27 protein-coding genes and 3 tRNA genes are annotated in these 26,480 nt (G+C 52.0%); 12 read left to right on the top strand and 18 right to left on the bottom strand.

Annotation, left to right across the window (positions count from 1 at the left end; genetic code table 11):
• Window positions 1-55: 55 nt before the first annotated feature.
• Window positions 56-1,258, bottom strand: coding sequence for a site-specific integrase (locus tag FDX01_RS06090; RefSeq protein ID WP_137399418.1), 1,203 nt, complete (start codon window positions 1,256-1,258; stop codon window positions 56-58).
• Window positions 1,259-1,338: 80 nt separating this feature from the next.
• Between FDX01_RS06090 and FDX01_RS06085 the strand changes: the two genes are divergently transcribed.
• A complete protein-coding gene (locus FDX01_RS06085) occupies window positions 1,339-2,079 on the top strand; it encodes a hypothetical protein (protein ID WP_137399417.1) in 741 nt (246 codons plus the stop codon).
• Window positions 2,080-2,320: 241 nt separating this feature from the next.
• Here FDX01_RS06085 and FDX01_RS06080 read toward each other — a convergent pair.
• The 6 genes from FDX01_RS06080 to uvrY form a co-directional block, all read right to left on the bottom strand.
• Window positions 2,321-2,407, bottom strand: a tRNA-Leu gene (locus FDX01_RS06080).
• A gap of 12 nt (window positions 2,408-2,419) precedes the next feature.
• A tRNA-Cys gene (locus FDX01_RS06075) sits at window positions 2,420-2,493 on the bottom strand.
• Window positions 2,494-2,545: 52 nt separating this feature from the next.
• Window positions 2,546-2,621, bottom strand: a tRNA-Gly gene (locus FDX01_RS06070).
• 151 nt (window positions 2,622-2,772) lie between these two features.
• Window positions 2,773-3,321, bottom strand: coding sequence for a CDP-diacylglycerol--glycerol-3-phosphate 3-phosphatidyltransferase (gene pgsA / locus FDX01_RS06065; protein WP_096757488.1), 549 nt, complete (start codon window positions 3,319-3,321; stop codon window positions 2,773-2,775).
• Window positions 3,322-3,376: 55 nt separating this feature from the next.
• Window positions 3,377-5,209, bottom strand: a complete 1,833-nt coding sequence (uvrC, locus tag FDX01_RS06060) for an excinuclease ABC subunit UvrC (RefSeq protein WP_096757489.1) — start codon at window positions 5,207-5,209, stop codon at window positions 3,377-3,379.
• The gene (uvrY, locus tag FDX01_RS06055) at window positions 5,206-5,862 is read right to left on the bottom strand and encodes a UvrY/SirA/GacA family response regulator transcription factor (RefSeq protein WP_096757490.1); all 657 of its coding nucleotides are present in this window, start codon (window positions 5,860-5,862) and stop codon (window positions 5,206-5,208) included. Before uvrY ends, uvrC begins: the two co-directional genes overlap by 4 nt.
• 458 nt (window positions 5,863-6,320) lie before the next feature.
• On the opposite strand from uvrY, the gene FDX01_RS06050 reads away from it, so the two are divergent.
• The gene (locus FDX01_RS06050; RefSeq protein ID WP_096757491.1) at window positions 6,321-6,545 is read left to right on the top strand and encodes a DUF2594 family protein; all 225 of its coding nucleotides are present in this window, start codon (window positions 6,321-6,323) and stop codon (window positions 6,543-6,545) included.
• Window positions 6,546-6,611: 66 nt separating this feature from the next.
• On the opposite strand, the gene sdiA is transcribed toward FDX01_RS06050, so the two are convergent.
• The 9 genes from sdiA to FDX01_RS06005 form a co-directional block, all read right to left on the bottom strand.
• Window positions 6,612-7,334 carry a transcriptional regulator SdiA gene (gene sdiA / locus FDX01_RS06045; RefSeq protein WP_117341909.1) on the bottom strand — a complete coding sequence of 241 codons (723 nt, stop codon included), beginning with the start codon at window positions 7,332-7,334 and terminating at the stop codon, window positions 6,612-6,614.
• Between the two features lie 232 nt (window positions 7,335-7,566).
• Window positions 7,567-8,319, bottom strand: a complete 753-nt coding sequence (gene tcyN, locus FDX01_RS06040) for an L-cystine ABC transporter ATP-binding protein TcyN (RefSeq protein ID WP_137399416.1) — start codon at window positions 8,317-8,319, stop codon at window positions 7,567-7,569.
• Window positions 8,316-8,984, bottom strand: a complete 669-nt coding sequence (gene tcyL / locus FDX01_RS06035; protein ID WP_115258812.1) for a cystine ABC transporter permease — start codon at window positions 8,982-8,984, stop codon at window positions 8,316-8,318. Before tcyL ends, tcyN begins: the two co-directional genes overlap by 4 nt.
• Window positions 8,985-9,005: 21 nt before the next feature.
• On the bottom strand, window positions 9,006-9,992 hold the full coding sequence (dcyD, locus tag FDX01_RS06030) for a D-cysteine desulfhydrase (protein ID WP_137399415.1): 987 nt from the start codon (window positions 9,990-9,992) through the stop codon (window positions 9,006-9,008).
• Between the two features lie 107 nt (window positions 9,993-10,099).
• Window positions 10,100-10,900, bottom strand: coding sequence for a cystine ABC transporter substrate-binding protein (gene tcyJ, locus FDX01_RS06025; RefSeq protein ID WP_170974762.1), 801 nt, complete (start codon window positions 10,898-10,900; stop codon window positions 10,100-10,102).
• A gap of 100 nt (window positions 10,901-11,000) precedes the next feature.
• Window positions 11,001-11,552, bottom strand: coding sequence for a flagella biosynthesis regulatory protein FliZ (fliZ, locus tag FDX01_RS06020; protein WP_096757497.1), 552 nt, complete (start codon window positions 11,550-11,552; stop codon window positions 11,001-11,003).
• A 57-nt stretch (window positions 11,553-11,609) separates the two neighbouring features.
• Window positions 11,610-12,329: an RNA polymerase sigma factor FliA gene (locus FDX01_RS06015; RefSeq protein WP_096757498.1), complete on the bottom strand. Its 720-nt coding sequence runs from the start codon at window positions 12,327-12,329 to the stop codon at window positions 11,610-11,612.
• A 196-nt stretch (window positions 12,330-12,525) separates the two neighbouring features.
• Window positions 12,526-13,728: a flagellin lysine-N-methylase gene (fliB, locus tag FDX01_RS06010; protein WP_137399413.1), complete on the bottom strand. Its 1,203-nt coding sequence runs from the start codon at window positions 13,726-13,728 to the stop codon at window positions 12,526-12,528.
• 79 nt (window positions 13,729-13,807) lie between these two features.
• Window positions 13,808-15,070, bottom strand: a complete 1,263-nt coding sequence (locus FDX01_RS06005) for a FliC/FljB family flagellin (protein ID WP_137399412.1) — start codon at window positions 15,068-15,070, stop codon at window positions 13,808-13,810.
• 255 nt (window positions 15,071-15,325) lie between these two features.
• Here FDX01_RS06005 and fliD point away from each other — a divergent pair, with 255 nt between their 5' ends.
• The 4 genes from fliD (at window position 15,326) to amyA (ending at window position 19,076) form a co-directional block, all read left to right on the top strand.
• Window positions 15,326-16,726: a flagellar filament capping protein FliD gene (gene fliD, locus FDX01_RS06000; protein ID WP_137399411.1), complete on the top strand. Its 1,401-nt coding sequence runs from the start codon at window positions 15,326-15,328 to the stop codon at window positions 16,724-16,726.
• Between the two features lie 15 nt (window positions 16,727-16,741).
• Entirely contained in the window at window positions 16,742-17,149 is a 408-nt protein-coding gene (gene fliS / locus FDX01_RS05995; protein ID WP_137399410.1) for a flagellar export chaperone FliS, read from the top strand.
• On the top strand, window positions 17,149-17,517 hold the full coding sequence (gene fliT / locus FDX01_RS05990; protein ID WP_137399409.1) for a flagella biosynthesis regulatory protein FliT: 369 nt from the start codon (window positions 17,149-17,151) through the stop codon (window positions 17,515-17,517). Before fliS ends, fliT begins: the two co-directional genes overlap by 1 nt.
• A 71-nt stretch (window positions 17,518-17,588) precedes the next feature.
• Window positions 17,589-19,076, top strand: coding sequence for an alpha-amylase (amyA, locus tag FDX01_RS05985; RefSeq protein WP_137399408.1), 1,488 nt, complete (start codon window positions 17,589-17,591; stop codon window positions 19,074-19,076).
• Window positions 19,077-19,116: 40 nt separating this feature from the next.
• On the opposite strand, the gene yedD is transcribed toward amyA, so the two are convergent.
• Window positions 19,117-19,530: a lipoprotein YedD gene (yedD, locus tag FDX01_RS05980; protein WP_096757505.1), complete on the bottom strand. Its 414-nt coding sequence runs from the start codon at window positions 19,528-19,530 to the stop codon at window positions 19,117-19,119.
• 122 nt (window positions 19,531-19,652) lie between these two features.
• Here yedD and yedE point away from each other — a divergent pair, with 122 nt between their 5' ends.
• Both yedE and yedF read left to right on the top strand, forming a co-directional pair.
• Window positions 19,653-20,921 (top strand): selenium metabolism membrane protein YedE/FdhT, encoded by a 1,269-nt coding sequence (gene yedE, locus FDX01_RS05975; protein WP_346284008.1) that lies wholly within the window; start codon window positions 19,653-19,655, stop codon window positions 20,919-20,921.
• Window positions 20,918-21,151 (top strand): sulfurtransferase-like selenium metabolism protein YedF, encoded by a 234-nt coding sequence (yedF, locus tag FDX01_RS05970; RefSeq protein ID WP_000790504.1) that lies wholly within the window; start codon window positions 20,918-20,920, stop codon window positions 21,149-21,151. Before yedE ends, yedF begins: the two co-directional genes overlap by 4 nt.
• Before the next feature lie 54 nt (window positions 21,152-21,205).
• Here yedF and fliE read toward each other — a convergent pair whose 3' ends face one another.
• Window positions 21,206-21,520, bottom strand: a complete 315-nt coding sequence (gene fliE, locus FDX01_RS05965; RefSeq protein WP_045444321.1) for a flagellar hook-basal body complex protein FliE — start codon at window positions 21,518-21,520, stop codon at window positions 21,206-21,208.
• A gap of 216 nt (window positions 21,521-21,736) precedes the next feature.
• On the opposite strand from fliE, the gene fliF reads away from it, so the two are divergent.
• The 4 genes from fliF to fliI are packed head-to-tail and all read left to right on the top strand — an operon-like array spanning window position 21,737 to window position 26,465.
• Window positions 21,737-23,407, top strand: a complete 1,671-nt coding sequence (gene fliF / locus FDX01_RS05960) for a flagellar basal-body MS-ring/collar protein FliF (protein ID WP_115258824.1) — start codon at window positions 21,737-21,739, stop codon at window positions 23,405-23,407.
• Window positions 23,400-24,395, top strand: coding sequence for a flagellar motor switch protein FliG (gene fliG, locus FDX01_RS05955; RefSeq protein WP_048211311.1), 996 nt, complete (start codon window positions 23,400-23,402; stop codon window positions 24,393-24,395). Before fliF ends, fliG begins: the two co-directional genes overlap by 8 nt.
• Window positions 24,388-25,095 (top strand): flagellar assembly protein FliH, encoded by a 708-nt coding sequence (fliH, locus tag FDX01_RS05950; protein ID WP_115258825.1) that lies wholly within the window; start codon window positions 24,388-24,390, stop codon window positions 25,093-25,095. The genes fliG and fliH overlap by 8 nt, the downstream gene beginning before the upstream one ends.
• Window positions 25,095-26,465 carry a flagellar protein export ATPase FliI gene (fliI, locus tag FDX01_RS05945; RefSeq protein ID WP_115258826.1) on the top strand — a complete coding sequence of 457 codons (1,371 nt, stop codon included), beginning with the start codon at window positions 25,095-25,097 and terminating at the stop codon, window positions 26,463-26,465. The genes fliH and fliI overlap by 1 nt, the downstream gene beginning before the upstream one ends.
• The last annotated feature ends 15 nt before the right edge of the window (window positions 26,466-26,480 follow it).

Genomic DNA, 26,480 nt, shown 5'->3' with positions numbered 1-26,480 from the left:
GCACTTAGGGCAATTTAACGGCATAATCATTCTCCACGTTTAAGGGACGCTAAAATCACTGTTCTTTACTGGTAGCTACGGGGGTTAATAGAAGGTCGGTAACACCCTGCCCGGTCTGACGCATTCGCTCTGGTGTCAGTTTTGCGTAGCGCTCCGTACTCTGAATACTGGCATGCGCCAACTGGGCTTTAACGTCATACAGACTGTACTGTCCACTGGAGACAAGTAATGATGCGACGGAATGGCGCGTGGTGTGGAAACAGACTTCACTTTTATCTATCCCGCACTCTGCCAGTATTTTTTCATAGGCCCACCGGGGTTCAGATATCGGCTTTCCATTATCTTTTACGGCAAACAGATAGGGGTTGCTGCCAGCCCGTGGGATCGAATCAATAATCGACAACGCGACATCACTGAGATACACAGTTCTGCTGCGACCATTCTTAGTATAAGGAATGAACAAGGACCTGTTATCCCGATCAATATGTTTGTGCATGACGTTAAGCATTTCTGATTTGCGGGTACCGGTTAACAACAGCATGGCTATTAGTCCCCCGGCAGCCTTATTGGGATATCGTGCCGCAGCGTCGAGGATCCTCCTGATCTCATCAGCGTCAAAAAAGCGCGTCCGCTGATTATTCTCCTTCAGCAAAGGGATCTTATCGGCTTCATTCTTCTCCAGGACATCCTGTCGTAGCGCATAACGCCCCATAGTTTTCAGAATAGCCAGCGCCCTGTTACAGGTAGACGGTGCATACTGCTGGCCGTGAATACGGCCCTCAAGCATGTCGAAAAGCACCTGCTGGATTTCCCGGGCCCGAAGGTCGCAGTAACGTATCTTCCCCAGACGAGGTTCAATGTATTGCGTGAAACGCTGAACATCCTTATCCCAGGACTTTTTATGGCGCTTGATGAACGGAACATAGGTCAGGTGAAAAAACTCACTAAGCGTTGGCATCGCACGATAATTATCGCGCTCTGCCTTAGGGTCATTTCCCAGTGCAATCGCCTCCTTGTGACGACGAGCTATCTGACGGGCTGTCCCCACATCAATTTCAGGGAATCTGCCAATACTGATACTTTTTTTGGTACCGTGGAATGTGTAGCGCAGGAGGAAACGTTTGTTACCCGTTCGACCTGAGAGGCATTTGAGGCCAATGACCTCGGTATCAGATACCTCAAGCTCTGTAGATCTGGTATCTGTGTTTGCCGGAAGGGCTTTGATGGATGAATTGGTGAATCGGAAGGATTTTTGCATATTTATCCTCATGTATCTGATTGATATCATGAAAATAATATATATCTGAAGGTGTTTTTATTACGGGGCAGGATTGAAGAATGGAAAGGCTATTAGACGCGTACAAACGGATATTACAGGAAGTTGACGCCCAGTCATTTAACCTGAATGAAGATAAATACTCAGGCGTCTTTTTACCCGTGCCGTTTGAAGAATACTGGCATTCACCGATAAAAATCATGCTGGTTGGACGTGAAACCGCAGGCTGGAATACGCTGAATGGTAAGAATACGATATCACGGGTGTTGGGACTTATACCTGACGTCACCATCGGGCAAGTGGTTGAAGAAGCTGTAGATCGTTACAGGAATCATCTTCCGGTACAAAATGATGGCACCACAAACCTCAAATCACGTAGCCGCTTCACGCAATATCATTTCCGGCTGGCCCGGGAGCTTAATATTCCTCCTCAGGCTATCGTGTATGCCAATCTACTGGCGTGGGATTACGACGGACTGACCCCTCTCAATCGCCCTCAAAATGAAGTGCAGGAAGTCATATTAGCCTCGCTGAAGCTGCTGGCGGTACAAATTAAACACCTTGAGCCTGATTTCATGATCTTTGCATCCGGAGCCCGGAGAACAGACTACATCATTAAACAGGTGCTTACTGAGCTAGGCGGTTATGAGACTTCTTCAGTCATTCCGGGGAAGCTGTGGGAGTTCAAAACAGGTAATACAATCTGTTTCAGAATTGCCCATCCAAGGGCTATGCGCGGACACCAGAAGTACAGAGATGAGGTGATTGCACGAATTAAGCAACTTTGTACTAAGGGCGGCTAGAGCATTACAACTTGCTCAGCAGGGCACCCTTCCCGGAAGAGTACCGGAAAACAGGCAAAGCGGCCTGGTTCTCTATGCTGGAGGCGACACGTTCGATTCGGCATTGCCAGGCTGGAGATTGCGGCTCATTGCACCCCGTGAGCACAGGATATGCACAGGGCGTGAATTTCAGGCACAAAAAAACCACCCGTAGGTGGTTTCACGACACTGCTTATTGCTTTGATTATTCTATTCTTTCCCATGGTGCCCGGAGTGGGACTTGAACCCACACAGCCTTACAGCCGAGGGATTTTAAATCCCTTGTGTCTACCGATTTCACCATCCGGGCTCGGGAAGAAATTGGAGGCGCGTTCCGGAGTCGAACCGGACTAGACGGATTTGCAATCCGCTACATAACCGCTTTGCTAACGCGCCGAAATCTTCAGGCTTTTCAGCCAACACCCGCATATTGCCGATGTTTTAAATTTGGAGCGGGAAACGAGACTCGAACTCGCGACCCCGACCTTGGCAAGGTAGTGCTCTACCAACTGAGCTATTCCCGCATCACCAAGTAATTTTGTTAATCACTTGATTTTACTATCGTCTGGCAATCTGTGCTGCCGTTCGATGCGTTGCATTCTACTTACCTGACGCACTGAGTCAACGATATTTTTCACCACTTTCGATCGTTTGCTGAAATTTGCGTCGAAACGATCACTGATCAAGCAAATCTCCACGTGCAGCTCTCAAATACTGGAACATTGACCACAATGTCAGTATCGCAGCAACGAAGAAAAGCGCGATCCCGGCGTATTCAACCCAGATATTTGGCCGCCACAGTAACCACGCCAGAGCCGCCATTTGTGAGGCGGTTTTGACTTTACCGATCCATGACACGGCTACGCTGTTGCGTTTCCCCAGCTCGGCCATCCATTCGCGCAGTGCTGAAATGATAATTTCACGGGCGATCATCGTCGCAGCAGGTAATGTTACCCACCAGCTGTGGTAGTGCTCCGCTACCAGCACCATGGCGATAGCCACCAGCACTTTATCGGCGACCGGATCGAGGAAGGCACCAAAACGCGTACTTTGGTTCCAGCGGCGTGCCAGAAATCCGTCAAACCAGTCGGTAACCGCCGCGATACAGAAGATCAGCGCACTAACAAAGGGAGCCCAGGTAAATGGCAGATAAAACGCCAATACAAAGAATGGGATCAGAATGACGCGAAACAGCGTGAGCAATGTAGGGATATTAAATTGCATATGACGGATAACTATCTGTTGTCAGTGAAATTACCCCTATGTTGCTACAGAGGGCCTAATGTTTCAACGAGTAGAAGATCTTTTCTGCCAGACCTTGCGAAATACCCGGCACTTTTGCAATTTCTTCGACACTTGCGTTACGAAGCCCTTGCAAACCGCCCATGTACTTTAGCAGCATCTGTCGACGTTTTGGTCCAACGCCCTCAATGGTTTCCAGGGTACTGGTGCTTTTCACCTTCGCCCGTTTTTTACGGTGTCCGCTGATAGCGTGATCGTGTGATTCATCGCGAATATGTTGAATCACGTGCAGCGCAGGCGAATCTGGCGGCAAGCTGAACCCCTCACCTTCCGGTTCAAAGAACAACGTTTCCAGGCCAGCTTTACGATCCGCCCCTTTTGCCACGCCAAGCAGGAGCGGATGGCTTTTATCCCAGGGCACATCCAATTCAGCAAATACCGCTTTCGCCTGCCCCAGTTGACCTTTGCCACCGTCGATCAAAATAACGTCCGGGATCTTACTTGCTTCAATCGCCTTGCCATAACGGCGGCGCAGCACCTGATTCATCGCCGCGTAATCATCGCCGGGGGTAATGCCGGTAATATTATAGCGGCGGTATTCAGCACGTAGTGGTCCATTAGCATCGAAAACCACGCAGGAGGCTACCGTCTGCTCGCCCATGGTATGGCTGATGTCGAAGCACTCCATGCGTTTAACCGCCGGTAGCTTCAGCACCGATGCCAGCGCCGTCAAACGTTGTGTAATGGTGGACTGCTGAGACAGTTTGGTGGTCAGCGCCGTTGCAGCATTGGTACGCGCCAACTTCAGGTAGCGCGCGCGATCGCCACGCGGCTTCGTCTGGACGTTAATCCGCCGCCCAGCGAGCTCAGACAACGAATCGGCCAGCAGCGTTTTATCGCTCAGATTAAAATCGAGCAGGATCTCACCGGGCAAAGTGCGCATCTGGCTGCCCTGTAAATAAAACTGTCCGACAAAGGTCTCGACTACTTCGCCCAGTTCCGTTCCCCCCGGTACTTTAGGAAAATAGCTGCGGCTACCCAGCACTTTTCCCTGACGGATAAACAAAACATGCACGCAGGCCATCCCGGCATCAAACGCCACGCCGATAACGTCAAGGTCATCCCCGGTGTTGGAAACAAACTGTTTTTCGGTGACACGACGGACGGCCTGAATTTGGTCGCGAATACGCGCGGCCTCTTCAAATTCCAGATTCTGACTGGCCTTTTCCATCCGGGCGATCAATTGCGTTAACACCTGATCATCTTTGCCGGACAAGAACAAGCGGACGTAGTCAACCTGCTGCGCGTACTCGTCTTCGCTCACCAGACCGGCGACGCAGGGACCGAGACAGCGGCCAATCTGATATTGCAGACAAGGGCGCGAGCGGTTGCGGTAGACACTGTTTTCGCACTGACGAATTGGGAAAATTTTCTGCAGCAGTGCCAACGTTTCACGCACGGCATAGCCGTTAGGGAATGGACCGAAGTATTCGCCTTTGGCATGCTTAGCCCCACGATGCATCGCCAGGCGCGGGTGGGTATCACCGCTAAGAAAGATAAAGGGGTAAGACTTATCATCGCGTAACAGCACGTTGTAGCGCGGCTGGTACAGCTTGATGTAGTTATGCTCAAGCAACAACGCTTCGGTTTCAGTATGCGTCACCGTCACATCAATCTGCTGAATAAGCGCCACCAGCGCTTCAGTTTTACGCGACGCGAGGTTGCTGCGGAAGTAGCTGGAAAGCCGCTTTTTCAGATCCTTGGCTTTACCGACATAGATAACCGTCCCGGCGGCATCGTACATACGATAAACGCCGGGCTGGCTGGTGACGGTTTTCAGGAACGCTTTGGCATCAAACTGTTCGGTCACTGGCTTGTTAACGTCTCCGCATTACACAGGCCATGGCGAATTGCCAGGTGAGTCAGCTCTACGTCGCCGTGAATGTTTAATTTACTGAACATTCGATAGCGATAGCTGTTCACCGTTTTCGGACTGAGATTCAGCTGCTCCGAGATCTCATTGACCTTCTGGCCTTTGGTGATCATCAGCATAATCTGCAACTCGCGTTCAGACAAACTGGCAAACGGTGTTTCCGTTTTCTCCGGCTCAATTTGGCTGAGTGCCATCTGTTGAGCGATATCAGAAGCAATATAGCGCTGTCCGGAGTAGACGGAGCGAATGGCGCTAACCACTTCCTGAGGTGCAGCGCCCTTGCTCAGATAACCTGCGGCCCCGGCCTGCATGACTTTTGCGGGCAATGGGTTTTCAGTATGAACGGTCAACATGATCACTTTTATGTCAGCCGTAGAACGCGCAATTTTACGTGTTGCTTCAAGCCCACCAATACCGGGCATATTCATGTCCATCAGCACGACGTCGGCGGAATTTGAGCGACACCATTTCACAGCATCTTCGCCGCAGCACGCTTCGCCGACAACTTTAATGCCTTTTATATCTTCAAGAATGCGTCGTATCCCTGCGCGCACCAGTTCATGGTCATCAACAAGAAAAACGTTGATCAAAGGAATATCTCCAGAATAGGGATAACGCTACCGATAGTTAATCGGTCCTATGTTAACGGGTTTTATCTCAACTTTGAAATGTAAAAAACATCCGTCTTCCGATTTTGCTCTCGTTTTTGGAAATTAGATTGTACGCCGCGTGGAAACATTCACTGCTGACGGCGTTCTGCCGGGGTTATATACGAATCGCTGTTTCAAAATGGTGACAAAAAAATCATATTCTTCAGTTGAATGCTAAATAGGCGGGCAAAGTTGTAACAACAATTAACGAGTAAAAAACTCGAAATATACAAAGAATGGAGAAAATATATGCACTGCAACATCTTGTTTATTTTAATGTCGCGGTTAATGTTTGTGCGAAAAACAGCCACTGATATTTTTAGCCGCGCTTATGGTATACTCCGCCGCCTTAACATTTGCCATCGCACTTTTTCATAGAGACATAACGAGGAAAATAAATGAGTACGCCTGATTTTTCCACTGCTGAGAATAATCAAGAACTGGCTAACGAAGTCACCTGCCTGAAAGCCATGTTAACGCTGATGCTGCAGGCAATGGGACAAGCCGATGCAGGCCGCGTGATTCTTAAGATGGAAAAACAAATCGCGCAGATTGAAGATCAATCCCAGGCTGCGGTATTTTCCAACACTGTTAAACAAATTAAACAGGCCTACCGCCAGTAATAAGAAACCGGCTGATAGCATTGCAATCAGCCGGTTTTGCGTCTGACACTCAGAACGACAACTTATTCAGATAAGCCCGGTCGCTGCAGCATAGCAGGCAATCTGCGTTTTGTTTGGTGCGTTAAACTTCTTCTGCATATTCTTCTGATGGAAGTTCACGGTATTTTCAGAAATCGACAGGATCATCGCTATTTCTGCCGACGTTTTTCCCTCTGCGGTCCATTTCAGTATTTCTTTCTCCCGCTTACTAAACCGCATCTCTGGCGCCATGACCATATCATCTTCCAGTCGCGTCAGAACGGAGAGACTCTCCCTTACCAGCAATTGCATTCTGAGTTCCACCTCATCCTGCGCAAAGCGGCCATTACGCACGCTCGCACACGAGACAGAAAGAAAGCCCTGCGCCCGGTTCGGCAGCATTAAGCATTGCGTCATCCCCTTGCGTAAACCGTGATTACGCGCCGCATCCCAAAGCGGTTGTGCATCGCGAAATAAGGTATCGTCCCAGGGAAGATGGCCCTGCCTGAAGTTTTCTGGTTTAAGCACGGGGTCAATCGCGAGATAATTTTCGGACTGATAATGTGCCACCCACGCTTTGGGGTAGGTTGTATGAAGCGCCGTCTTAGGTCGGGTAAACGGCACGGGGTGACGAACACAGAGAGCGTAAAAATCAAACTCCAGATGCTGTGTCTGATGTTGTAATTCGGTATAGACGTCATCTGCCGTCGCCATTTCCTGAAAGCGTAACAGCATGCTCCGTCGCCAGGTGAAGAAATCGTGATCCTGCATACTAAGTGGTCATGTCCCTGAGATTGATAATCATCACAAATGAGAATGAAACAAACTAACACATAAATGTATTTTATATATGCAGATTATCGGACAAGAATGGATTTACTTGAGTATTACGCATAATCAGAGCAGGTTGATGCGACGCAGCGTTAATAATAAAGCAGTAATAATAAATAGTTATGCGGCTTGTGCTCACCAAAAATCTATTTCGGTGAGCACCGTAGGGTTATTATTGCATTAAGAATTTTTCCAGAAACTGACGCGTTCTCGGTTGTTGGGGCGTGGTAAACAGCGATTTTGCAGGTCCCTGCTCCACAATGCGCCCCTGATCCATAAATATCGCCCGGTCAGCAACGTCGCGCGCAAAGCTCATTTCATGCGTCACAATCACCATGGTGCGTTTTTCCTGCGCCAGTTGACGAATGGTATTCAGCACCTCGCCAACCAGTTCAGGATCGAGCGCTGACGTTGGTTCATCAAACAGGATCACCTCCGGGCGCATGGCCAACGCCCGGGCAATTGCCACGCGCTGCTGCTGTCCACCGGATAACCGACGCGGATAGCTGGTCTCTTTACCCGCCAGGCCCACCTTTGCCAGCAACTCACGTGCGCGCGCCGTTGCTTCGGCTTTCGGCTCTCCCTTCACAATCACCGGACCTTCTATAATGTTTTCCAGCACCGTACGGTGAGGAAACAAATTAAAGTTCTGGAACACAAACCCCACATGCTGGCGCAGCTGACGAATCAACCCTTTCTGCTGATTGAGTGAACGCGCCGTATCAATGGTAATGTCACCGACTTTAATCGTGCCCGCCTCAGGCTGTTCCAGCAGATTAATACTGCGCAACAACGTGGTTTTCCCTGAGCCGCTAGGCCCGATAATCGCCACAACTTCACCGGGTTTTACCTCAAGATCGATACCGTGCAGCACCGTTTGCCCGTGAAATTTTTTCACCAGGTTTCTGACTTCGATCGCACTCATTTCGGCTCTCTCTCCTGGCGGTTCAGTTGTTCTTCAAAATAGTTCTGCAGTGCGGACAGCACTGTCGCCATTACCCAGTAAATCAGCGAGGCCGCCAGATACATGGTGAACACTTCCAGCGTGCGTGAGGTGATCAGCTGCGCCTGACGGAACAGTTCCGGTACCTGGATTGTCGCCGCCAGCGAGGTGTCTTTTACCAGGCTGATAAAGCTGTTGCTCAGCGGCGGTAAAGCCACGCGCGCCGCCTGCGGTAGGATCGCCCGGCGCATGGTCTGCCAGCGCGTCATACCAATACTGGCGCCCGCCTCCCACTGACCTTTATCAATCGAGGAGATGGCCGCACGCAGCGTTTCCGCCGCATACGCCGCGGTGTTCAGCGACAAACCAATCATCGCCGCCGGGATCGGGTCCAGCTCAATGCCAAACTGCGGCAGACCGTAGTAGATCATAAACAGTTGGGCGATCAGCGGTGTGCCGCGAAAAATAGAAATATAGACGCGCGCCAGCCAGCGCACCGGCAGCAGCGGCGACAGGCGCATCAGAGCGAGGATAAACCCCAGCACCAGACCAAAGAACATCCCACCGATACTCAGCTGCAGCGTAAATACCGCGCCTTTAAGCAGGAAGGGCAGTGAATCAATCACCAGTTGGATACTTTCTTGCATTAGCGTTTTTCTACCTTGCCATTACACGTGAGGATGGTAGGCAAACAGCGCAGGTGCCCCACCGGTATGAATAAACAGGACCGGACCTTCATCCTTAAAGCGCTTCTGGCTGATACCGTCAATCAGGCCCGCCATCGCTTTGCCGGTATATACCGGATCCAGCAAGATGCCTTCCAGACGCGCCAGCAGTTTCACCGCTTCCATGCCCTCTTCGTTTGGCGTGCCGTAACCCGGCGCATAATAGTCATCCCATAACAGAATATCCGCCGAGGTGGTCAGTTCCAGTTCACGAGCCACGTCCTGCTGCAGGGTCACCACTTTTGGCTTTTGATCGGCGACGCTGCGCGAAACGGTCACCCCTATCAGCTCGACGTTGGGCATCAGCTGTTCCAGCCCCACCGCCAGACCCGCATGGGTGCCCGCGCTGCCTGAAGCAACCACCACAGAGGACAGCGCTACCGCGCCCTCGCACTGCTGGGCAATTTCCAGCGCACTTTCAACATAGCCCAACGCACCCAGCACATTCGCCCCACCGACCGGGATCACATACGGTCGGAACCCTTGCGCTTCAATCCGCGTAGCCAGCGCCTGAAGTTGTGCATTCGGGTCGGTCAGCGCGTCGCACATTTCAACCTGGGTATTAAACAGATCTAACAACAGACGGTTACCGTTGCTGAGATAGTTTTCTGCCGTGGTGCCAATCGGGTTTTCCAGCAGCGCCACGCAGTGCAGCCCGAGCTTTGCTGCCACCGCCGCCGTCTGGCGCACGTGGTTCGACTGAATGGCCCCAGCGGTAATCAGCGTGTCGGCCCCTTCGCGCAGCGCATCTGCCGCCAGGAACTCCAGCTTGCGCAGCTTATTGCCGCCCATCGCCATTGGCGTGACGTCATCGCGTTTAATAAAAATGTCGCGTCCGAGATAATCAGAGAAGCGCGGGAGATATTCGAGCGGCGTTGGCGCGCCAATAAATTCCAGACGTGGAAAGCGCGTTAAATTATGCAGCGGCATACAGCCTCCGGTATTCGTTGTTGTGATGTTCTTTTTATTATGCACGTTCAGGCGCAATGAAATAAAAAAAGGCGCTGTTAAAGGCGCCTTTTTTATTCGGATGACGATTATTTCGTCACATCCGCCCCAAACCATTTTTCAGACAGGGCTTTCAGGGTACCGTCTTTCTGCATCTCTACAATGGCGGCATCGACCGCTTTCAGCAGATCGTCATTACCTTTACGCAGCGCCACGCCGGATGCCTGGCGGGAGAAGGCTTCACCGGTCACGGCCAGCGTGTCTTTGGTTTTCTTCACCAGATCCAACGCGGCCAGACGGTCAACCAGAATCGCATCGATACGACCGACGCGCAGATCCTGATATTTGGTCGGGTCATCATCATAAGTACGGATATCGACGCCCTGCACGTTCTGCCGCAGCCACTCTTCGTAGTTAGTACCCAGACCGACACCGACTTTTTTACCTTTCAGGTCTGCCGCGGTTTTAATCACGCCTTCGTTGCCTTTTTTCACCAGCGCCTGGATACCAGAGACCGTATACGGGGTAGAGAAATCGTATTTTTTCTGACGTTCGTCAGAGATGGTCACCTGATTAATCACCACATCAATACGTTTGGAGTCTAAAGAAGCCAGCATGCCATCCCACTTGGTCGGCTTCAGCGTCGCTTTCACCCCGAGATGTTTAGCCAGTTCTTCGGCAAATTCGACTTCAAAACCGGTCAGCTTGCCGTCATCACCCTGAAAACTAAACGGGGGATAGGTCCCTTCGAGACCAACCAACAGCGTACCGCGCTCTTTCACTTTATTTAACAGACCTTCGTCCGCAAAGGTTTTTGCGCTCATACCGGCGACAAGTGCCACAGCCATTACACTCATCAGAGCCTGACGTCCCAGACGTGCTAATTTCATAGTTACCCCGAATATTGTCATTAGTGACTATCATTTATGACAGTAGTGTAGAGCGTTTACCGCTATTTACAAACACGACTCCGTTACACCTTATTCGTTTTTAATATATATCAGAACTGGCTGTCCAGGAGGATTTCTGCATCTGGCCGACAGGTGCATGCGCTTTAAACTGCTCATACTTGCGCAGCGCAATGCGGTAATTATTGGTGCTGGTCTCCGGCAGCCACGGGGCGAGGTTTTCGTCGAGGAAGCCTTCCTGCAGCAGGTCATGGGAGATGTTCTGTTCGGTCAGATGATTACCGAGACGGCGCAGGCGAACCACATATTCGCGCACCGTGCCGTGGCTCATTTCGGTTTGTTCAAACAAAAACTGTTTAAACCCGATAATGTCAAAAAAGTCGCTCTGTTCCTTGCAGTGTAAATCACCGCAAAAACGGCATAACGCCACCCACTCTTTTTTCTCCTGCTCCCAGGCAGCGGCGTCCAGCAACATATCGAGCCGGGCAATAGCGATTTTATTCACAATCTGGCCGCGGCGGACCAGCGTGATCCTGTCGAGCAACTTATAGCAATGGGCGCAATGCGTCTGGCTGTGTTTGAAATCTTTGAGGTAGCGGCTTAGAGGCCGTCTTTTTGATTGCTGCACCGTCATGAGAACTCCTGGTAGTCAATTCGTTATGCGGCATTGTTCAGGGGCAATGATTACCCCCTATAGCTTACCCAGCTTGGTGCGTAGACGTTTGATGGCCTGACTGTGCAACTGGCTAACCCGTGACTCACCGACTTCCAGAACAGCACCAATCTCTTTCAGATTCAGCTCTTCCTGGTAATACAGCGTCAGCACCAGCTTTTCACGCTCCGGCAATGCGTCAATCGCATCCATCACGCGCTGGCGTAAATTGCCATCAAGCAACTGCTGTAACGGGTTTTCTTGCTGGTTTTCTTCCGTCACCAGCTCAATACTATCGCCATGCTCTTCCCGCCACTCGTCGTAGGAGAAGAGTTGGCTGTTATTGGTATCAAGCAACATCTGACGATACTCTTGCACAGGAATAGCCAGACGCTCCGCCACTTCGGTTTCCGTCGCGTTACGCCCGAGTTCCTGCTCCAGTTGTCCCATCGCCTGTGCCACTTCGCGGGCATTGCGCCGAACGCTACGCGGCACCCAATCCCGGCTACGTAGTTCATCCAGCATAGCCCCACGAATACGCTGCACTGCGTAAGTGGTAAATGCCGTTCCTTGCAAAGCGTCATATCGGTCAACTGCATTCAATAACCCGATGCCGCCCGCTTGTAGCAGGTCATCCAGTTCTACGCTCGCCGGCAAGCGCACCTGAAGGCGCAATGCTTCGTGACGCACCAACGGTACATAACGCTGCCACAGCGAGTGTTTATCCATTACACCTTCAGCGGTATACAGTGAATTCACGATAAACAGCCCTGCGTTAAATGAGTTATCGGCATGATTATCCGTTTCTGCAGGGGGTTCTATCGGAGGAATAAGGCTATAAAAGAAGGGTTATTTCACTTATGTAGCTGATGACGTTATTTTTCATCACTAATAATCAAAAATAAATCAAATAGTTAGCTTGCGAGGGATGCGTTTTGGCGCATCCCCGTTAGAATTATGTCAAGAGATGAATCATCGACAGGTCATCGCCTGTACGCACGGTCTCGATGTGCTTGTGGAAGTTTTCATGTATCGTCGGATTATGCTGGCTTAGCGAATGGAAGCTGTAGACGATATTGATCGCATCTTCCTTCTCCAGGTATGTTCTCTCGTAGGCGCTCGCCGCGATCAGAATTTTGATAAAGTAGTATTCGACGCTGATCATATAGAGTGTACGTAATGGATCAGCGTTTTTTTGATTTGGGAAATTGTTTTCCCATACTTTGTACAACATAAAGTTTTTAAGATCGAAACCCGTTGCATGCTGCTCTTCATAAACCTGCTGCCATGTAGCTTCAAGTTTCGCAACACCCTCATCGACAGAATGGGTACCATCTTGAGTCAACGTTCTCAGTAAGCACTCAATATAATATTTTAACACCCCACTAGACCGACTTACCGGGAGACTGCGAAAATAATCCTGGAGTAAAAGCACTAACGATAATTTTATATTTCTGTCTGTAGCATGTGTTGACATTTCTTCTCTTAACTCGCCCGACTGAAGCTGAGTCAAAAGTGCATGATAAACGGGTTCAATCTCTGCCAGAGCGGTATTATCAACCGTCTTGAACTTTTCGATAAACAACGTAAACTTAATCAATGCATAAAAACCAACGTTGATATCACGACCGGCCTGATCGATAAGGCTTAAGCAATAAAGATTAAGCAACTTCTGTTGTTGAGAAAGTGCAGGCATAGAATAAGTCTTAGACTTAATAATTCTTTTTTCATTTAGAATCATTGAATTGGGATCGGTAAGTATCATACCGGCCACTTCCGGGCACGACAGACTCAGCGATTTTCTCACATCATTTTTATAAATACGTTCAATACGCGGGAATGTTTTACATGTGGTACTTAATGCCTTGGCCCCCAGCGTTTTCTGTACCTGACAGAGGCTGTCCTCGGTCAGATAAGGACAGTTTCCCGTATCTTCAACAAGTTTGACCATTCCCCAGGTAGTCACCTCTTTTTTAAGCAGGATAATGTTCTCTTTGGCGATCTTCTTTATATAATCATCTTTGCTGGAGAGATATTTATTCACCGTTGCCTTGTCCAGATGTATATTCCAGCCTTTACAGCAATGATCGCGACATTGTGTGCCGGTGCACTGAAACGTAGACACAAAATTGGGTTCAGTAACGGTAATTTCTTGCATTATTCAGACTCCAGTATAGAAAAAAGGCAGCTTTCGCTGCCTTTATTGTCTCTAATGACTGAGTAACCCAATCGATGGATTAACGCAGTAAAGAGAGCACGTTTTGCGTGGTCTGGTTAGCCTGTGCCAGAACAGAGGTACCCGCCTGCTGCAGGATCTGCGCACGAGACATGTTAGACACTTCGGTCGCGTAGTCGGAGTCTTCGATACGGCTACGGGCAGAGGACAGGTTGTTCACGGTGTTACCCAGGTTGGTTACGGCAGATTCAAAACGGTTCTGCACAGCACCCAACTGGCTACGAAAAGCATCAACAGTTTTCAGTGCATCGTCGATTTTTGCGAGAGGATCAACCGAAATATCCAAAGCGGATGCTGTTGTCGCAAAACCAAGCGCGCCAGTCGTTGCATCAACCGTTGCTTTGAAGAAGGTTGCTTCACCAGTTGCGCTATTGACTACTTGCTTAGCTAATGCAGTTTTACCATTTTCAGTATATTTGATAATGGATTCACCATCAGCAAAACCAGTAGTAGATGCTGTAATATCCTTTTTAATGGAGTCTACTTTAGTGGTTGTCCCTGTAGGAGTACTTTCGGCCGTGCTATCGAAAGTAACTTTACCTGCGTTATTATCAACTTTCGCTGCATAATATTTATTAGCTACAGTATCTTTAGCGAAGATTGCACCGTTTGTATCTTTATATAATTCTAAATTAGCAGTGATCGGTGTAGCAGCCTTTTTGTCATCGAAATTACCATCTTCCAAGGTAATATCCATGTTAACGACAGCTTTATCTTTAACGGTTGAAGCAACTTTAGTTACATCTAACTTATCTAATCCTAAACTTGCCTTGTCGATTTTTTTCAGATCAATAGTGATGGTTTCGCCATCTTTTGCACCGACCTGAATAGTCAGTTGACCGTCCTGGTTCAGAACTTTTTTACCGTTGAAGTCGGTCTGCTCGGAAACGCGGTTAATTTCTGCCAGACGCTGGTTAATTTCGTCCTGGATAGAAGTCAGGTCAGACTCAGAGTTAGAACCGTTAGCGGCCTGGACGGACAGTTCACGAACACGCTGCAGGTTGTTGTTGATTTCAGACAGCGCGCCTTCAGTGGTCTGGGCAACAGAGATACCGTCGTTAGCGTTACGGGACGCCTGAGTCAGACCTTTGATGTTAGAGGTGAAGCGGTTAGCGATCGCCTGGCCAGCAGCATCATCTTTGGCGCTGTTGATACGCAGACCAGAAGACAGACGCTCGATAGCGGAGCCCAGAGCGGACTGAGATTTGTTCAGGTTATTTTGGGTCAACAGCGACAGGCTGTTTGTATTGATGACTTGTGCCATGATCTTTTCCTTATCAATTACAACTCGATGTTATTGGGCTGTTGCCCACGGTTTCTGACCGTAACCCATGTATCGGCACGTTAATTTCGAACTTTAGAAAATTTTTAGTTTCTGCCCTCTTTTTTCTTAGCCCGTGAAATACCCGCTATATGCACCACTATTCCGCGCATTATTTTCATAAAACAATCATTAAACTTTGCGCGCAGATTGCCGATAAGCCATAGAACAAATGTTTGCAATCACAAGGAATCGAGCATGCCTTCATTTTCATCACTGGGCGTAGGATCAGGCTTACCACTGGACACGTTGCTAAACAACCTGACTATTGCTGAGAAAAAACGTTTAAATCCTATTACTCAGCAACAGACCGATAATACCGCCCGCCTGACGGCCTACGGTACGTTAAAGAGTGCGCTGGAAAAATTTCAGACGGCTAATACCGCATTAAATAAACCCGAACTGTTCAGAAGCAGTAACGTGACCAGCAGTACCGAAGATCTGAAAGTGACCACGGAGGCAGGCGCAGCACCGGGAATTTATACCATCAGCGTAACGCAGCTGGCCCAGGCGCAATCGTTGAGTACCAAAACGGTTGCCTCAAACAAAGATTCACTGGGTGACGGATCTGCCACACGTATCATTAAGATTGAACAACCGGGCCGTAAAGAGCCGCTGGAAATTAAGCTTTCACAGGATAAAACCTCACTGGAAGATATCAGTAAGGCGATTAACGATACCGACAGCGGTATCTCCGCCAGTATCGTGAAAGTGAAAGACGGTGAGTTCAAACTGGTACTGACCGCCGCCGAAGGTATGGACAGCAAGATGACCATCTCTGTTGACGGCGACAGCAAGCTTAACGATCTGCTGGCTTACGACAGCAAAACCGGCACCGGTAAAATGAGTGAACTGGTTGAAGCGCAAAATGCCCAGTTAACCATGAACGGCATTCCTATTGAGCGACAGAGCAACAAAGTGACTGATGCCCCACAGGGCGTGACGCTGGAACTGACCAAAAAAGTCACCGACGCGCGGGTAACTGTCACTAAAAGCAATGAAAAAGCGACGGAAGCTATCAAAGGTTGGGTCGATGCTTATAACTCACTGATCGACACCTTTAATACGTTGACCAAGTATAAAGAAGTTGATCAGGGCGCGGAAGGTCAGGATAAAGACAACGGCGCACTGGTAGGCGATAGCGTGGTACGTACGATCCAGACCGGTATCCGGGCGCAATTTGCTAACTCGGGCAGCGAAGGTGCCTTTAAAACCCTGAATGAAATCGGCATCAAGCAAGATGGCAAAACCGGCAAGATGTCCATCGATGATACCAAGCTGAAAAAAGCGCTGGACGAAAACACCGCTTCAGTACGTGAACTGCTGGCAGGCGATGGTAAAGAAACCGGGATCACCACCAAGATTGCCGCCGAAGTAAAAAGCTATCTGGCCGATGACGGCATTATCGACAGTGCGCAGGACAGCATTAACTCAACGCTGAAAAAACTGACCAAGCAATATCTCTCCGTCAGCGCCAGTATTGATGACATGGTTGCGCGCTACACGGCACAGTTTACCCAGCTTGATAGCATGATGAGCAAATTGAATAACACCAGTACCTATCTGGGCCAACAATTTACAGCGATGAATAAATCCTGATAACACGAGGTAAGCATGTATACCGCGAGCGGTACCAAAGCCTATGCACAGGTCAGTGTGGAAAGCGCCGTAATGAGCGCCAGCCCGCATCAGCTGATCGAAATGTTGTTTGATGGCGCGAACAGCGCCCTGGTGCGCGCTCGCCTGTTTATGCAGCAGGGTGATATCGTCGCCAAAGGCGAGGCCTTAAGCAAGGCCATTAATATCATCGATAATGGCCTGAAAGCGGGACTGGATCAGGACAATGGTGGTGAAATCGCCACCAATTTGTCAGCGCTGTATGACTATATGATCCGCCGCCTGCTGCAAGCTAACTTGCGCAATGACAGTCAGGCCATTGAAGAAGTCGAAGGGTTGCTCAGCAACATTGCGGATGCCTGGAAACAGATCTCCCCCAAAGCATCTTCCCAGGAGTCTCGTTAATGACCTCAGCCGTGGAGTTCGTCAACCGTTGGCAGCGCATCGCGCTACTCAGTCATTCGCTGCTGGAGCTGGCACAGCGCGGTGAATGGGACCTTTTACTGGAACAGGAAGTTAGCTATCTGCAAAGTATTGAAGTGGTCATGGAAGACGAAACTCCACCAGGCATAACGCGAAGTATTCAGGACATCGTGGCTGGCTATATTAAACAGACGCTGGATAACGAGCAGTTACTTAAAGCATTGCTGCAACAGAGGCTGGATGAACTGAGCGGTCTGATCGGTCAGTCAACCAAGCAGAAAACGCTGAATAATGCCTATGGCCGTCTTTCCGGCATGCTGCTGGTACCCGACGCCCCCACCACGCCGTAATTTTTTCCCGTCTCGCCTGAATAATCTTCCATACTCCAGAGGTCAGCCAAACGGCGTCTGGAGCACGGAAGATGAAAAATCCCACGTTATTGCAGTACTTCCACTGGTATTACCCTGAGGGCGGGCAACTGTGGCCCGAACTGGCCGCACGCGCAGGCGGCCTCAACGATATCGGCATCAATATGGTGTGGCTGCCTCCTGCTTATAAAGGCGCGTCCGGCGGCTATTCCGTTGGCTATGACTCCTACGATCTGTTTGATTTAGGCGAATTCGACCAAAAAGGCACCGTCGCCACCAAATACGGCGATAAAAATCAGTTACTGGCAGCAATCGACGCGTTAAAGCACAACGACATTGCGGTACTGCTGGACGTGGTGGTCAATCACAAAATGGGGGCCGATGAGAAAGAATGCATTCGCGTCCAGCGCGTAAACGCCGATGACCGCACGCAGATTGACGATGAGATTGTCGAATGCGAGGCCTGGACGCGCTACACCTTCCCGGCCCGCGCGGGTCAGTACTCGCAGTTTGTCTGGGACTTCAAATGCTTCAGCGGCATCGACCATATTGAGAACCCCACCGAAGACGGCATTTTCAAAATCGTCAATGATTACACCGGAGAAGGCTGGAACGATCAGGTGGATGACGAACTCGGCAACTTTGATTATCTGATGGGCGAAAATATTGATTTTCGTAACCACGCCGTCACCGAGGAGATCAAATACTGGGCACGCTGGGTGATGGAGCAAACCCAGTGCGACGGTTTTCGCCTCGATGCCGTCAAGCATATTCCGGCCTGGTTTTATAAAGAGTGGATCGAACACGTGCAGGAGGTAGCCCCCAAGCCGCTGTTTATCGTCGCCGAATACTGGTCCCACGAAGTCGACAAACTGCAAAACTACATCAACCAGGTGGAGGGGAAAACCATGCTGTTCGACGCCCCCCTGCAAATGAAGTTTCACGAGGCTTCACGTCAGGGACGCGATTATGACATGAGCCAGATCTTCACCGATACGCTGGTGGAAGCCGATCCGTTCCATGCGGTGACGCTGGTCGCCAATCACGACACCCAACCGCTACAGGCGCTGGAGGCCCCAGTCGAGCCGTGGTTTAAGCCGCTGGCCTACGCGCTGATCCTGCTGCGCGAAAACGGCGTGCCGTCGGTGTTCTACCCCGATCTGTACGGCGCGCACTATGAAGATACCGGCGGGGATGGACAAACCTATCCCATCGACATGCCGATCATTGAGCAGCTTGATGAACTGATTCTGGCCCGTCAGCGTTTCGCCCACGGCGTACAAACGCTGTATTTTGATCATCCGAATTGTATCGCCTTTAGCCGTAGCGGCACCGACGACGACCCCGGCTGTGTGGTGGTGTTGTCCAACGGTGACGACGGCGAGAAGAGCATTACGCTTGGCGCGAACTATGGCAATAAAACCTGGCGTGACTATCTGGGAAACCGCGAGGAAAGCGTGGTCACCGATGAAAACGGCGAAGCGACATTTTTCTGCAACGGCGGCAGCGTCAGCGTGTGGGTGATTGAAGAGGTGTTGTAATGGACTTCCCCGGTAGCAGCGGGCTACCGGGGTTTAACGCTTACGGCAGCGGCGTGGCCAACGGCGTTTTCTGTAACACTTCGGCGCATTCCTGCGTTGGGCGATCGACCCGTTGCAGCGTCATCCCGTCATATTCCAGCGTATTACCTTCGCGCTCAATCTCATACAGCTCACGCTTCACCGTCACGTTGGTGAGATCGCCGGAGAGCATCGTCAGTTTCCCCGGTAGCGCAATCACCCGCTGCCACTGGCGACAATCCAGCGTATCGCCCTCTTTGGTCACCACCAGCGAGGCGATAGCTTCCGGACTCACCAGCTTGCGCTGCGGACCTTTCGACTGCCAGTAGCCTTCCAGACCGGCGGGCGCGGGCGTTTTTACCACTTCGTTATAATTTTCAACTTCGGCGCATCCGCTAAGAAGCAGAAATGCACCAACGATTGCTAATTTTTTCATCATTCATCCTGCATGCGAAGAAAAGGGGATTGTGGCATTAAACCCCTGATGTCGCCAGCCTTTCGCGGCGGCGGATAAAGATTGATCCCGTCGGGATTACTTCTTATTACTGATAGGCAAAAATGTGGATCGGTGTAATATCCACACTTCTTGTTACATACCTTCTGAGTTCAGAGGCACAACGCATGTCATGGCAACACTTCAAACAGGCCTGGTTAATTAAATTTTGGGCCCCTGCCCCTGCGGTCATCGCGGCGGGTATTCTCTCCACTTACTATTTCGGCATTACGGGAACCTTCTGGGCGGTAACCGGCGAATTTACTCGCTGGGGCGGTCAAGTCCTGCAGTTATTTGGCGTTCATGCCGAAGAGTGGGGTTACTACAAACTGATCCACCTCGAAGGCTCTCCGTTAACCCGTATCGACGGCATGATGATCCTCGGCATGTTCGGCGGCTGCTTTGCGGCAGCACTGTGGGCCAACAACGTGAAATTACGTATGCCGCGTAGCCGGGTGCGCATTATGCAAGCCATTATCGGCGGGATGATCGCCGGTTTCGGCGCGCGTCTGGCGATGGGCTGTAACCTCGCGGCGTTCTTCACCGGGATCCCACAGTTCTCCCTGCATGCGTGGTTCTTTGCGCTGGCCACGGCAATTGGCTCATGGTTTGGCGCACGCTTCACCCTGCTGCCGATTTTCCGTATTCCGGTCAAAATGCAGAAAGTCTCTGCCGCCTCGCCGCTGACGCAAAAACCGGAGCAGGCGCGTCGGCGTTTTCGCCTCGGAATGCTGGTGTTTATCGGCATGATCGGCTGGGCGCTGCTCACCGCCATGGATAAACCCAAGCTCGGGTTAGCCATGCTGTTCGGCGTGGGATTCGGTCTGTTGATTGAACGGGCGCAAATCTGTTTTACCTCGGCATTTCGCGATCTGTGGATTTCCGGGCGCACCCATATGGCAAAAGCCATTATCTTCGGCATGGCGGTCAGCGCCATCGGGATCTTCAGCTATGTGCAACTGGGCGTGGAGGCGAAGATCATGTGGGCCGGTCCCAACGCGGTGATCGGCGGCTTGCTGTTTGGCTTCGGCATCGTGCTGGCGGGCGGGTGTGAAACCGGCTGGATGTACCGCGCGGTGGAAGGCCAGGTGCATTACTGGTGGGTCGGTCTGGGCAACGTAATCGGCTCGACTATCCTGGCCTACTACTGGGATGACTTCGCCCCGGCGCTTGCCACCAGCTGGGATAAAGTGAACCTGCTCAACACCTTCGGTCCGCTCGGCGGCCTGCTGGTGACCTATCTGCTGTTGTTTGCCGCACTGATGCTCATCATTGGCTGGGAAAAACGTTTCTTCCGCCGTGCAGGGCTAACGCCTGCTAAGGAATCCGCATGAAAAATATCGTCCCTGATTACCGTCTGGACATGGTGGGTGAACCGTGTCCCTACCCGGCTGTCGCCACGCTGGAAGCGATGCCGCAGCTGAAGAAAGGTGAAATTCTGGAAGTGGTGAGTGACTGCCCGCAGTCGATCAATAATATTCCGCTGGATGCGCGTAATCACGGTTATACGGTGCTGGATATTCAGCAGGATGGGCCAACCATTCGTTATTTGATTCAGAAGTAACAGTTCGCCGGATAGCGTTGCGCTTATCCGGCCTACATTTTCTGCACGTTGTCCCTACACCTGCATGGACATCACTTCCTGATACGCCGACACCAGCTTGTTACGCACCTGAATCCCCATCTGCATAGAGACCGAGGCTTTTTGCATATCGGTCATCACATCATTCAGCGCAATGCCCGGCTCACCCAGGGTAAATTTTTCTGCCTGCACGCGAGATGCGGTTTGTACATCACTGATGCGGTCCAACGCCGCATGCAGCTGACCGGCAAAGCTCACGGTCGGTTGTGGCTGCATATCCTGCATCTTTGCTGACGTCGCCGTGGCCTGTAGCTGGCTGATGACCCCTTCAATCCCCTGTATTGCCGACATTCTGATCCCCTGGATGATTTTTTACGTAGCAGAGATTACCAGCTCGTCAATAAGATAAAGGCGCTAAATAACGATAAAAACCCCCGGTTTTTGGCGCATAGAAAAATTTAAAACCGCAAATAATGTGACGGTCAATTTTTCGAGTTTGCTGACCCGGGAGTGAGTCTTGTTCCACTTTGCAAAAAACGCCGTCCACGATAATCCACGAGGTGCGAGATGAGTGCGACAGCATCGACTGCAACCCCACTGAAACCTCTCGAGTGGTTAAATCGCCTGCGTGCGAATCCCAGAATCCCTCTGATTGTGGCGGGCGCGGCTGCCGTCGCGATCGTCGTGGCGATGGTCCTGTGGGCCAAAGCGCCAGATTACCGCACGCTGTTCAGCAACCTCTCCGATCAGGACGGGGGCGCCATCGTCACCCAACTGACGCAGATGAACGTGCCCTATCGTTTCACCGAGGGAAGCGGCGCCATCGAAGTTCCCGCGGATAAAGTACATGAGCTGCGTTTGCGTCTGGCCCAGCAAGGTCTGCCGAAAGGCGGCGCGGTGGGCTTTGAACTGCTGGACCAGGAAAAGTTTGGTATCAGCCAGTTTAGCGAACAGGTGAATTACCAGCGAGCACTGGAAGGCGAACTGGCCCGCACCATTGAAACGCTCGGACCGGTTAAACGCGCCCGCGTCCATCTGGCCATGCCGAAACCTTCATTATTTGTCCGTGAGCAAAAATCCCCTTCCGCCTCCGTTACCGTAAATCTGGAACCGGGTCGGGCGCTGGATGAAGGTCAAATTAGCGCGGTTACCCATCTGGTCTCCAGCGCCGTGGCCGGTTTACCGCCGGGTAACGTCACGCTGGTCGATCAGGCCGGTCATCTGTTAACCCAGTCGAACACCAGCAGTCGTGACCTGAACGATGCGCAGCTGAAATACGCCAGCGACGTCGAAGGCCGCGTTCAGCGTCGTATCGAATCGATCCTGTCACCGATCGTCGGTAACGGTAACGTCCATGCGCAGGTCACCGCACAGCTGGATTTTGCCAATAAAGAGCAAACCGAAGAACAGTACAGCCCGAATGGTGATGAATCGCAGGCTGTACTGCGTTCGCGCCAGCTCAACGTCAGCGAGCAGATAGGAAGCGGCGCACCGGGCGGCGTACCGGGCGCCCTGTCGAATCAGCCTGCACCGGCGAATACTGCGCCTATCAATACACCACCGGCTAATCAGCAAAATGCGCAAACCACGCAGACAGCCAATAACGCGAATACCGGCCCACGTAGTACTCAGCGCAATGAAACCAGCAACTATGAAGTCGACCGCACCATTCGTCATACCAAAATGAACGTCGGCGACGTGCAGCGTCTCTCCGTGGCGGTGGTGATCAATTATAAAACCTTGCCGGACGGTAAACCGCTGCCGCTGAGCGCCGATCAGATGAAGCAAATTGAGGATCTGACCCGCGAAGCCATGGGCTTCTCCGACAAGCGCGGCGATACCCTGAACGTGGTGAACTCACCCTTCACGGCAACCGACGACGCGGGCGGCGAGCTGCCATTCTGGCAACAGCAGTCCTTTATTGAGCAGTTGATGATTGCCGGACGCTGGTTACTGGTACTGCTGGTGGCCTGGATACTGTGGCGTAAAGCCGTTCGTCCGCAACTGGTCCGCCGTAGCGAAGAGGCGAAAGTCGCGCAGGAACAAACGCGCGTTCGTCAGGAAACCGAAGAAGCGGTAGAAGTTCGTCTCAGCAAAGACGAGCAGACCCAGCAGCGTCGTACGAACCAGCGCTTGGGCGCAGAAGTCATGAGCCAGCGTATTCGTGAAATGTCAGATAACGATCCGCGCGTTGTGGCGCTGGTCATCCGCCAGTGGATGAATAACGAACATGAGTAATCTTAGCGGCACCGATAAAAGCGTCATTTTACTGATGACCATTGGCGAAGATCGCGCGGCGGAGGTGTTTAAACATCTTTCCACGCGTGAAGTGCAGGCCCTCAGTACGGCGATGGCCAACGTGCGCCAGATTTCCAACAAGCAACTCACCGAGGTGCTGGCCGAGTTTGAACAAGAAGCCGAGCAGTTTGCGGCGCTGAACATTAACGCCAACGAATATCTGCGCTCGGTGCTGGTGAAAGCGCTGGGTGAAGAGCGCGCCTCCAGCCTGCTGGAAGATATTCTGGAAACCCGCGATACCACCAGCGGCATCGAAACGCTCAACTTTATGGAGCCGCAAAGCGCCGCCGACCTTATTCGCGACGAGCATCCGCAGATCATCGCCACGATTCTGGTACACCTCAAACGGGGCCAGGCGGCCGATATTCTGGCGCTGTTCGACGAGCGTTTACGCCACGATGTGATGTTACGTATTGCCACCTTCGGCGGCGTGCAGCCGGCCGCGCTGGCGGAGCTGACCGAAGTGCTGAACGGCCTGCTCGACGGCCAGAACCTGAAGCGCAGCAAAATGGGCGGCGTGAGAACGGCAGCAGAGATTATCAACCTGATGAAAACGCAGCAGGAAGAAGCGGTCATTACCGCCGTGCGCGAATTCGACGGCGAACTGGCACAGAAAATTATCGACGAGATGTTCCTGTTCGAAAACCTGGTGGACGTCGACGACCGCAGTATCCAGCGCCTGCTGCAGGAAGTGGATTCCGAGTCGCTGCTGATCGCCCTGAAAGGTGCCGAACAGCCTCTACGCGAGAAGTTCCTGCGCAATATGTCGCAACGTGCCGCCGATATTCTGCGCGATGACCTCGCCAACCGTGGTCCGGTACGTCTGTCGCAGGTAGAAAACGAACAGAAAGCGATTCTGCTGATTGTGCGTCGCCTGGCGGAAACCGGCGAGATGGTGATCGGCAGCGGCGAGGATACCTATGTCTAACGACCTGCCGTGGAAAGTCTGGACCCCGGACGACCTCGCGCCACCGATGGCGGCGTTCGTGCTGGCCGATGACAGCAGCCCCTTGCCGACGGACGACACAGAAGAACCACAGCTGTCCGCTGAACAACAGCTTGAACAAAAGCTGGCACAACTGCAGTTGCAGGCGCATGAACAAGGCTATAACGCCGGCCTGGCAGAAGGTCGGCAAAAAGGCCATGAGCAGGGTTATCAGGATGGGTTAGCGCAGGGGCTGGAGCAAGGTCAGACGCAGGCCCGGGCGCAGCATGCGCCGATTCACGCCCGCATGCAGCAACTGGTGAGCGAGTTTCAAAATACGCTGGATGCGCTGGACAGCGTGATTGCCTCGCGCCTGATGCAAATGGCGCTGGAAGCCGCTCGTCAGGTGATTGGCCAGACGCCGATCGTCGATAACGCCGCGCTGATTAAACAAATCCAACAGCTGCTGCAGCAGGAACCACTGTTTAGCGGCAAACCCCAACTGCGCGTGCATCCGGACGATCTCCAACGCGTGGAAGAGATGCTCGGCGCCACCCTCAGCCTGCACGGCTGGCGACTGCGCGGCGACCCAACCCTGCATCATGGCGGGTGTAAAGTCTCGGCCGACGAAGGCGATTTGGATGCCAGCGTCGCTACGCGCTGGCAGGAACTCTGCCGTCTGGCCGCACCGGGAGTCGTGTAATGACCACCCGTCTGACCCGCTGGCTCACCTCGCTGGATAACTTCGAAGAGAAAATGTCGCTGCTGCCGTCGGTACGACGCTACGGGCGTTTGACCCGCGCCACCGGCCTGGTGCTGGAAGCTACAGGTTTACAGCTGCCGCTGGGCGCCACCTGCGTGATTGAGCGTCAAAACGGCAACGACACTCAGGAAGTCGAAAGCGAAGTGGTCGGTTTTAACGGCCAGCGTCTGTTTTTGATGCCGCTCGAAGAAGTCGAAGGCGTTCTGCCTGGCGCACGTGTTTACGCAAAAAACATTGCCGGTGAAGGCCTGCAAAGTGGCAAGCAGTTGCCGCTGGGCCCCGCCCTGCTTGGTCGCGTGCTCGACGGCAGCGGAAAACCACTCGACGGTCTGCCTGCGCCCGACACCACGGAAACCGGGGCGTTAATTACACCACCGTTTAACCCGCTACAACGTACCGCCATTGAGCACGTGCTGGATACCGGTGTGCGGCCCATCAATGCGTTGCTAACCGTCGGTCGCGGCCAGCGTATGGGCCTGTTCGCCGGTTCCGGTGTGGGTAAAAGCGTCCTGCTCGGCATGATGGCGCGCTATACCCAAGCCGATGTCATTGTCGTTGGGCTGATTGGCGAACGTGGTCGTGAAGTAAAAGATTTTATCGAAAATATTCTCGGTGCCGACGGTCGCGCACGCTCGGTGGTGATTGCCGCCCCTGCGGACGTCTCCCCATTATTACGTATGCAGGGCGCCGCCTATGCCACGCGTATTGCCGAAGATTTTCGCGATCGCGGGCAGCACGTCCTGCTGATTATGGACTCCCTCACCCGCTACGCAATGGCACAGCGTGAAATCGCGCTGGCTATCGGTGAACCGCCCGCCACCAAAGGCTATCCGCCATCGGTGTTCGCCAAATTACCGGCGCTGGTGGAACGTGCCGGGAACGGTATTCACGGCGGCGGTTCGGTTACCGCATTCTATACCGTGCTAACTGAGGGCGATGACCAGCAGGATCCGATTGCCGATTCCGCGCGTGCGATCCTCGACGGACACATCGTGCTGTCCCGTCACCTGGCGGAAGCGGGTCATTATCCGGCCATTGATATCGAAGCCTCAATCAGCCGTGCAATGACCTCGCTCATCAGCGAAAAACACTATGCGCGGGTGCGTAATTTTAAACAGCTGCTGTCCAGTTTCCAGCGTAACCGTGATTTAGTCAGCGTGGGCGCATATGCCAAAGGCAGCGACCCGATGCTGGATAAAGCCATCACCTTATGGCCGCAGTTGGAGGCATTTTTACAGCAAGGGATCTTTGAACGGGCCGACTGGGAAGATTCCCTGCAGGCGCTGGATCTGATTTTCCCTGGGGTGTGATTAAGCAGGAGAGCA

Source organism: Citrobacter sp. wls613, from assembly GCF_005281195.1.
Lineage (GTDB): Bacteria > Pseudomonadota > Gammaproteobacteria > Enterobacterales > Enterobacteriaceae > Citrobacter > Citrobacter gillenii.
This window is presented reverse-complemented; position numbering and strand designations above follow the sequence as displayed.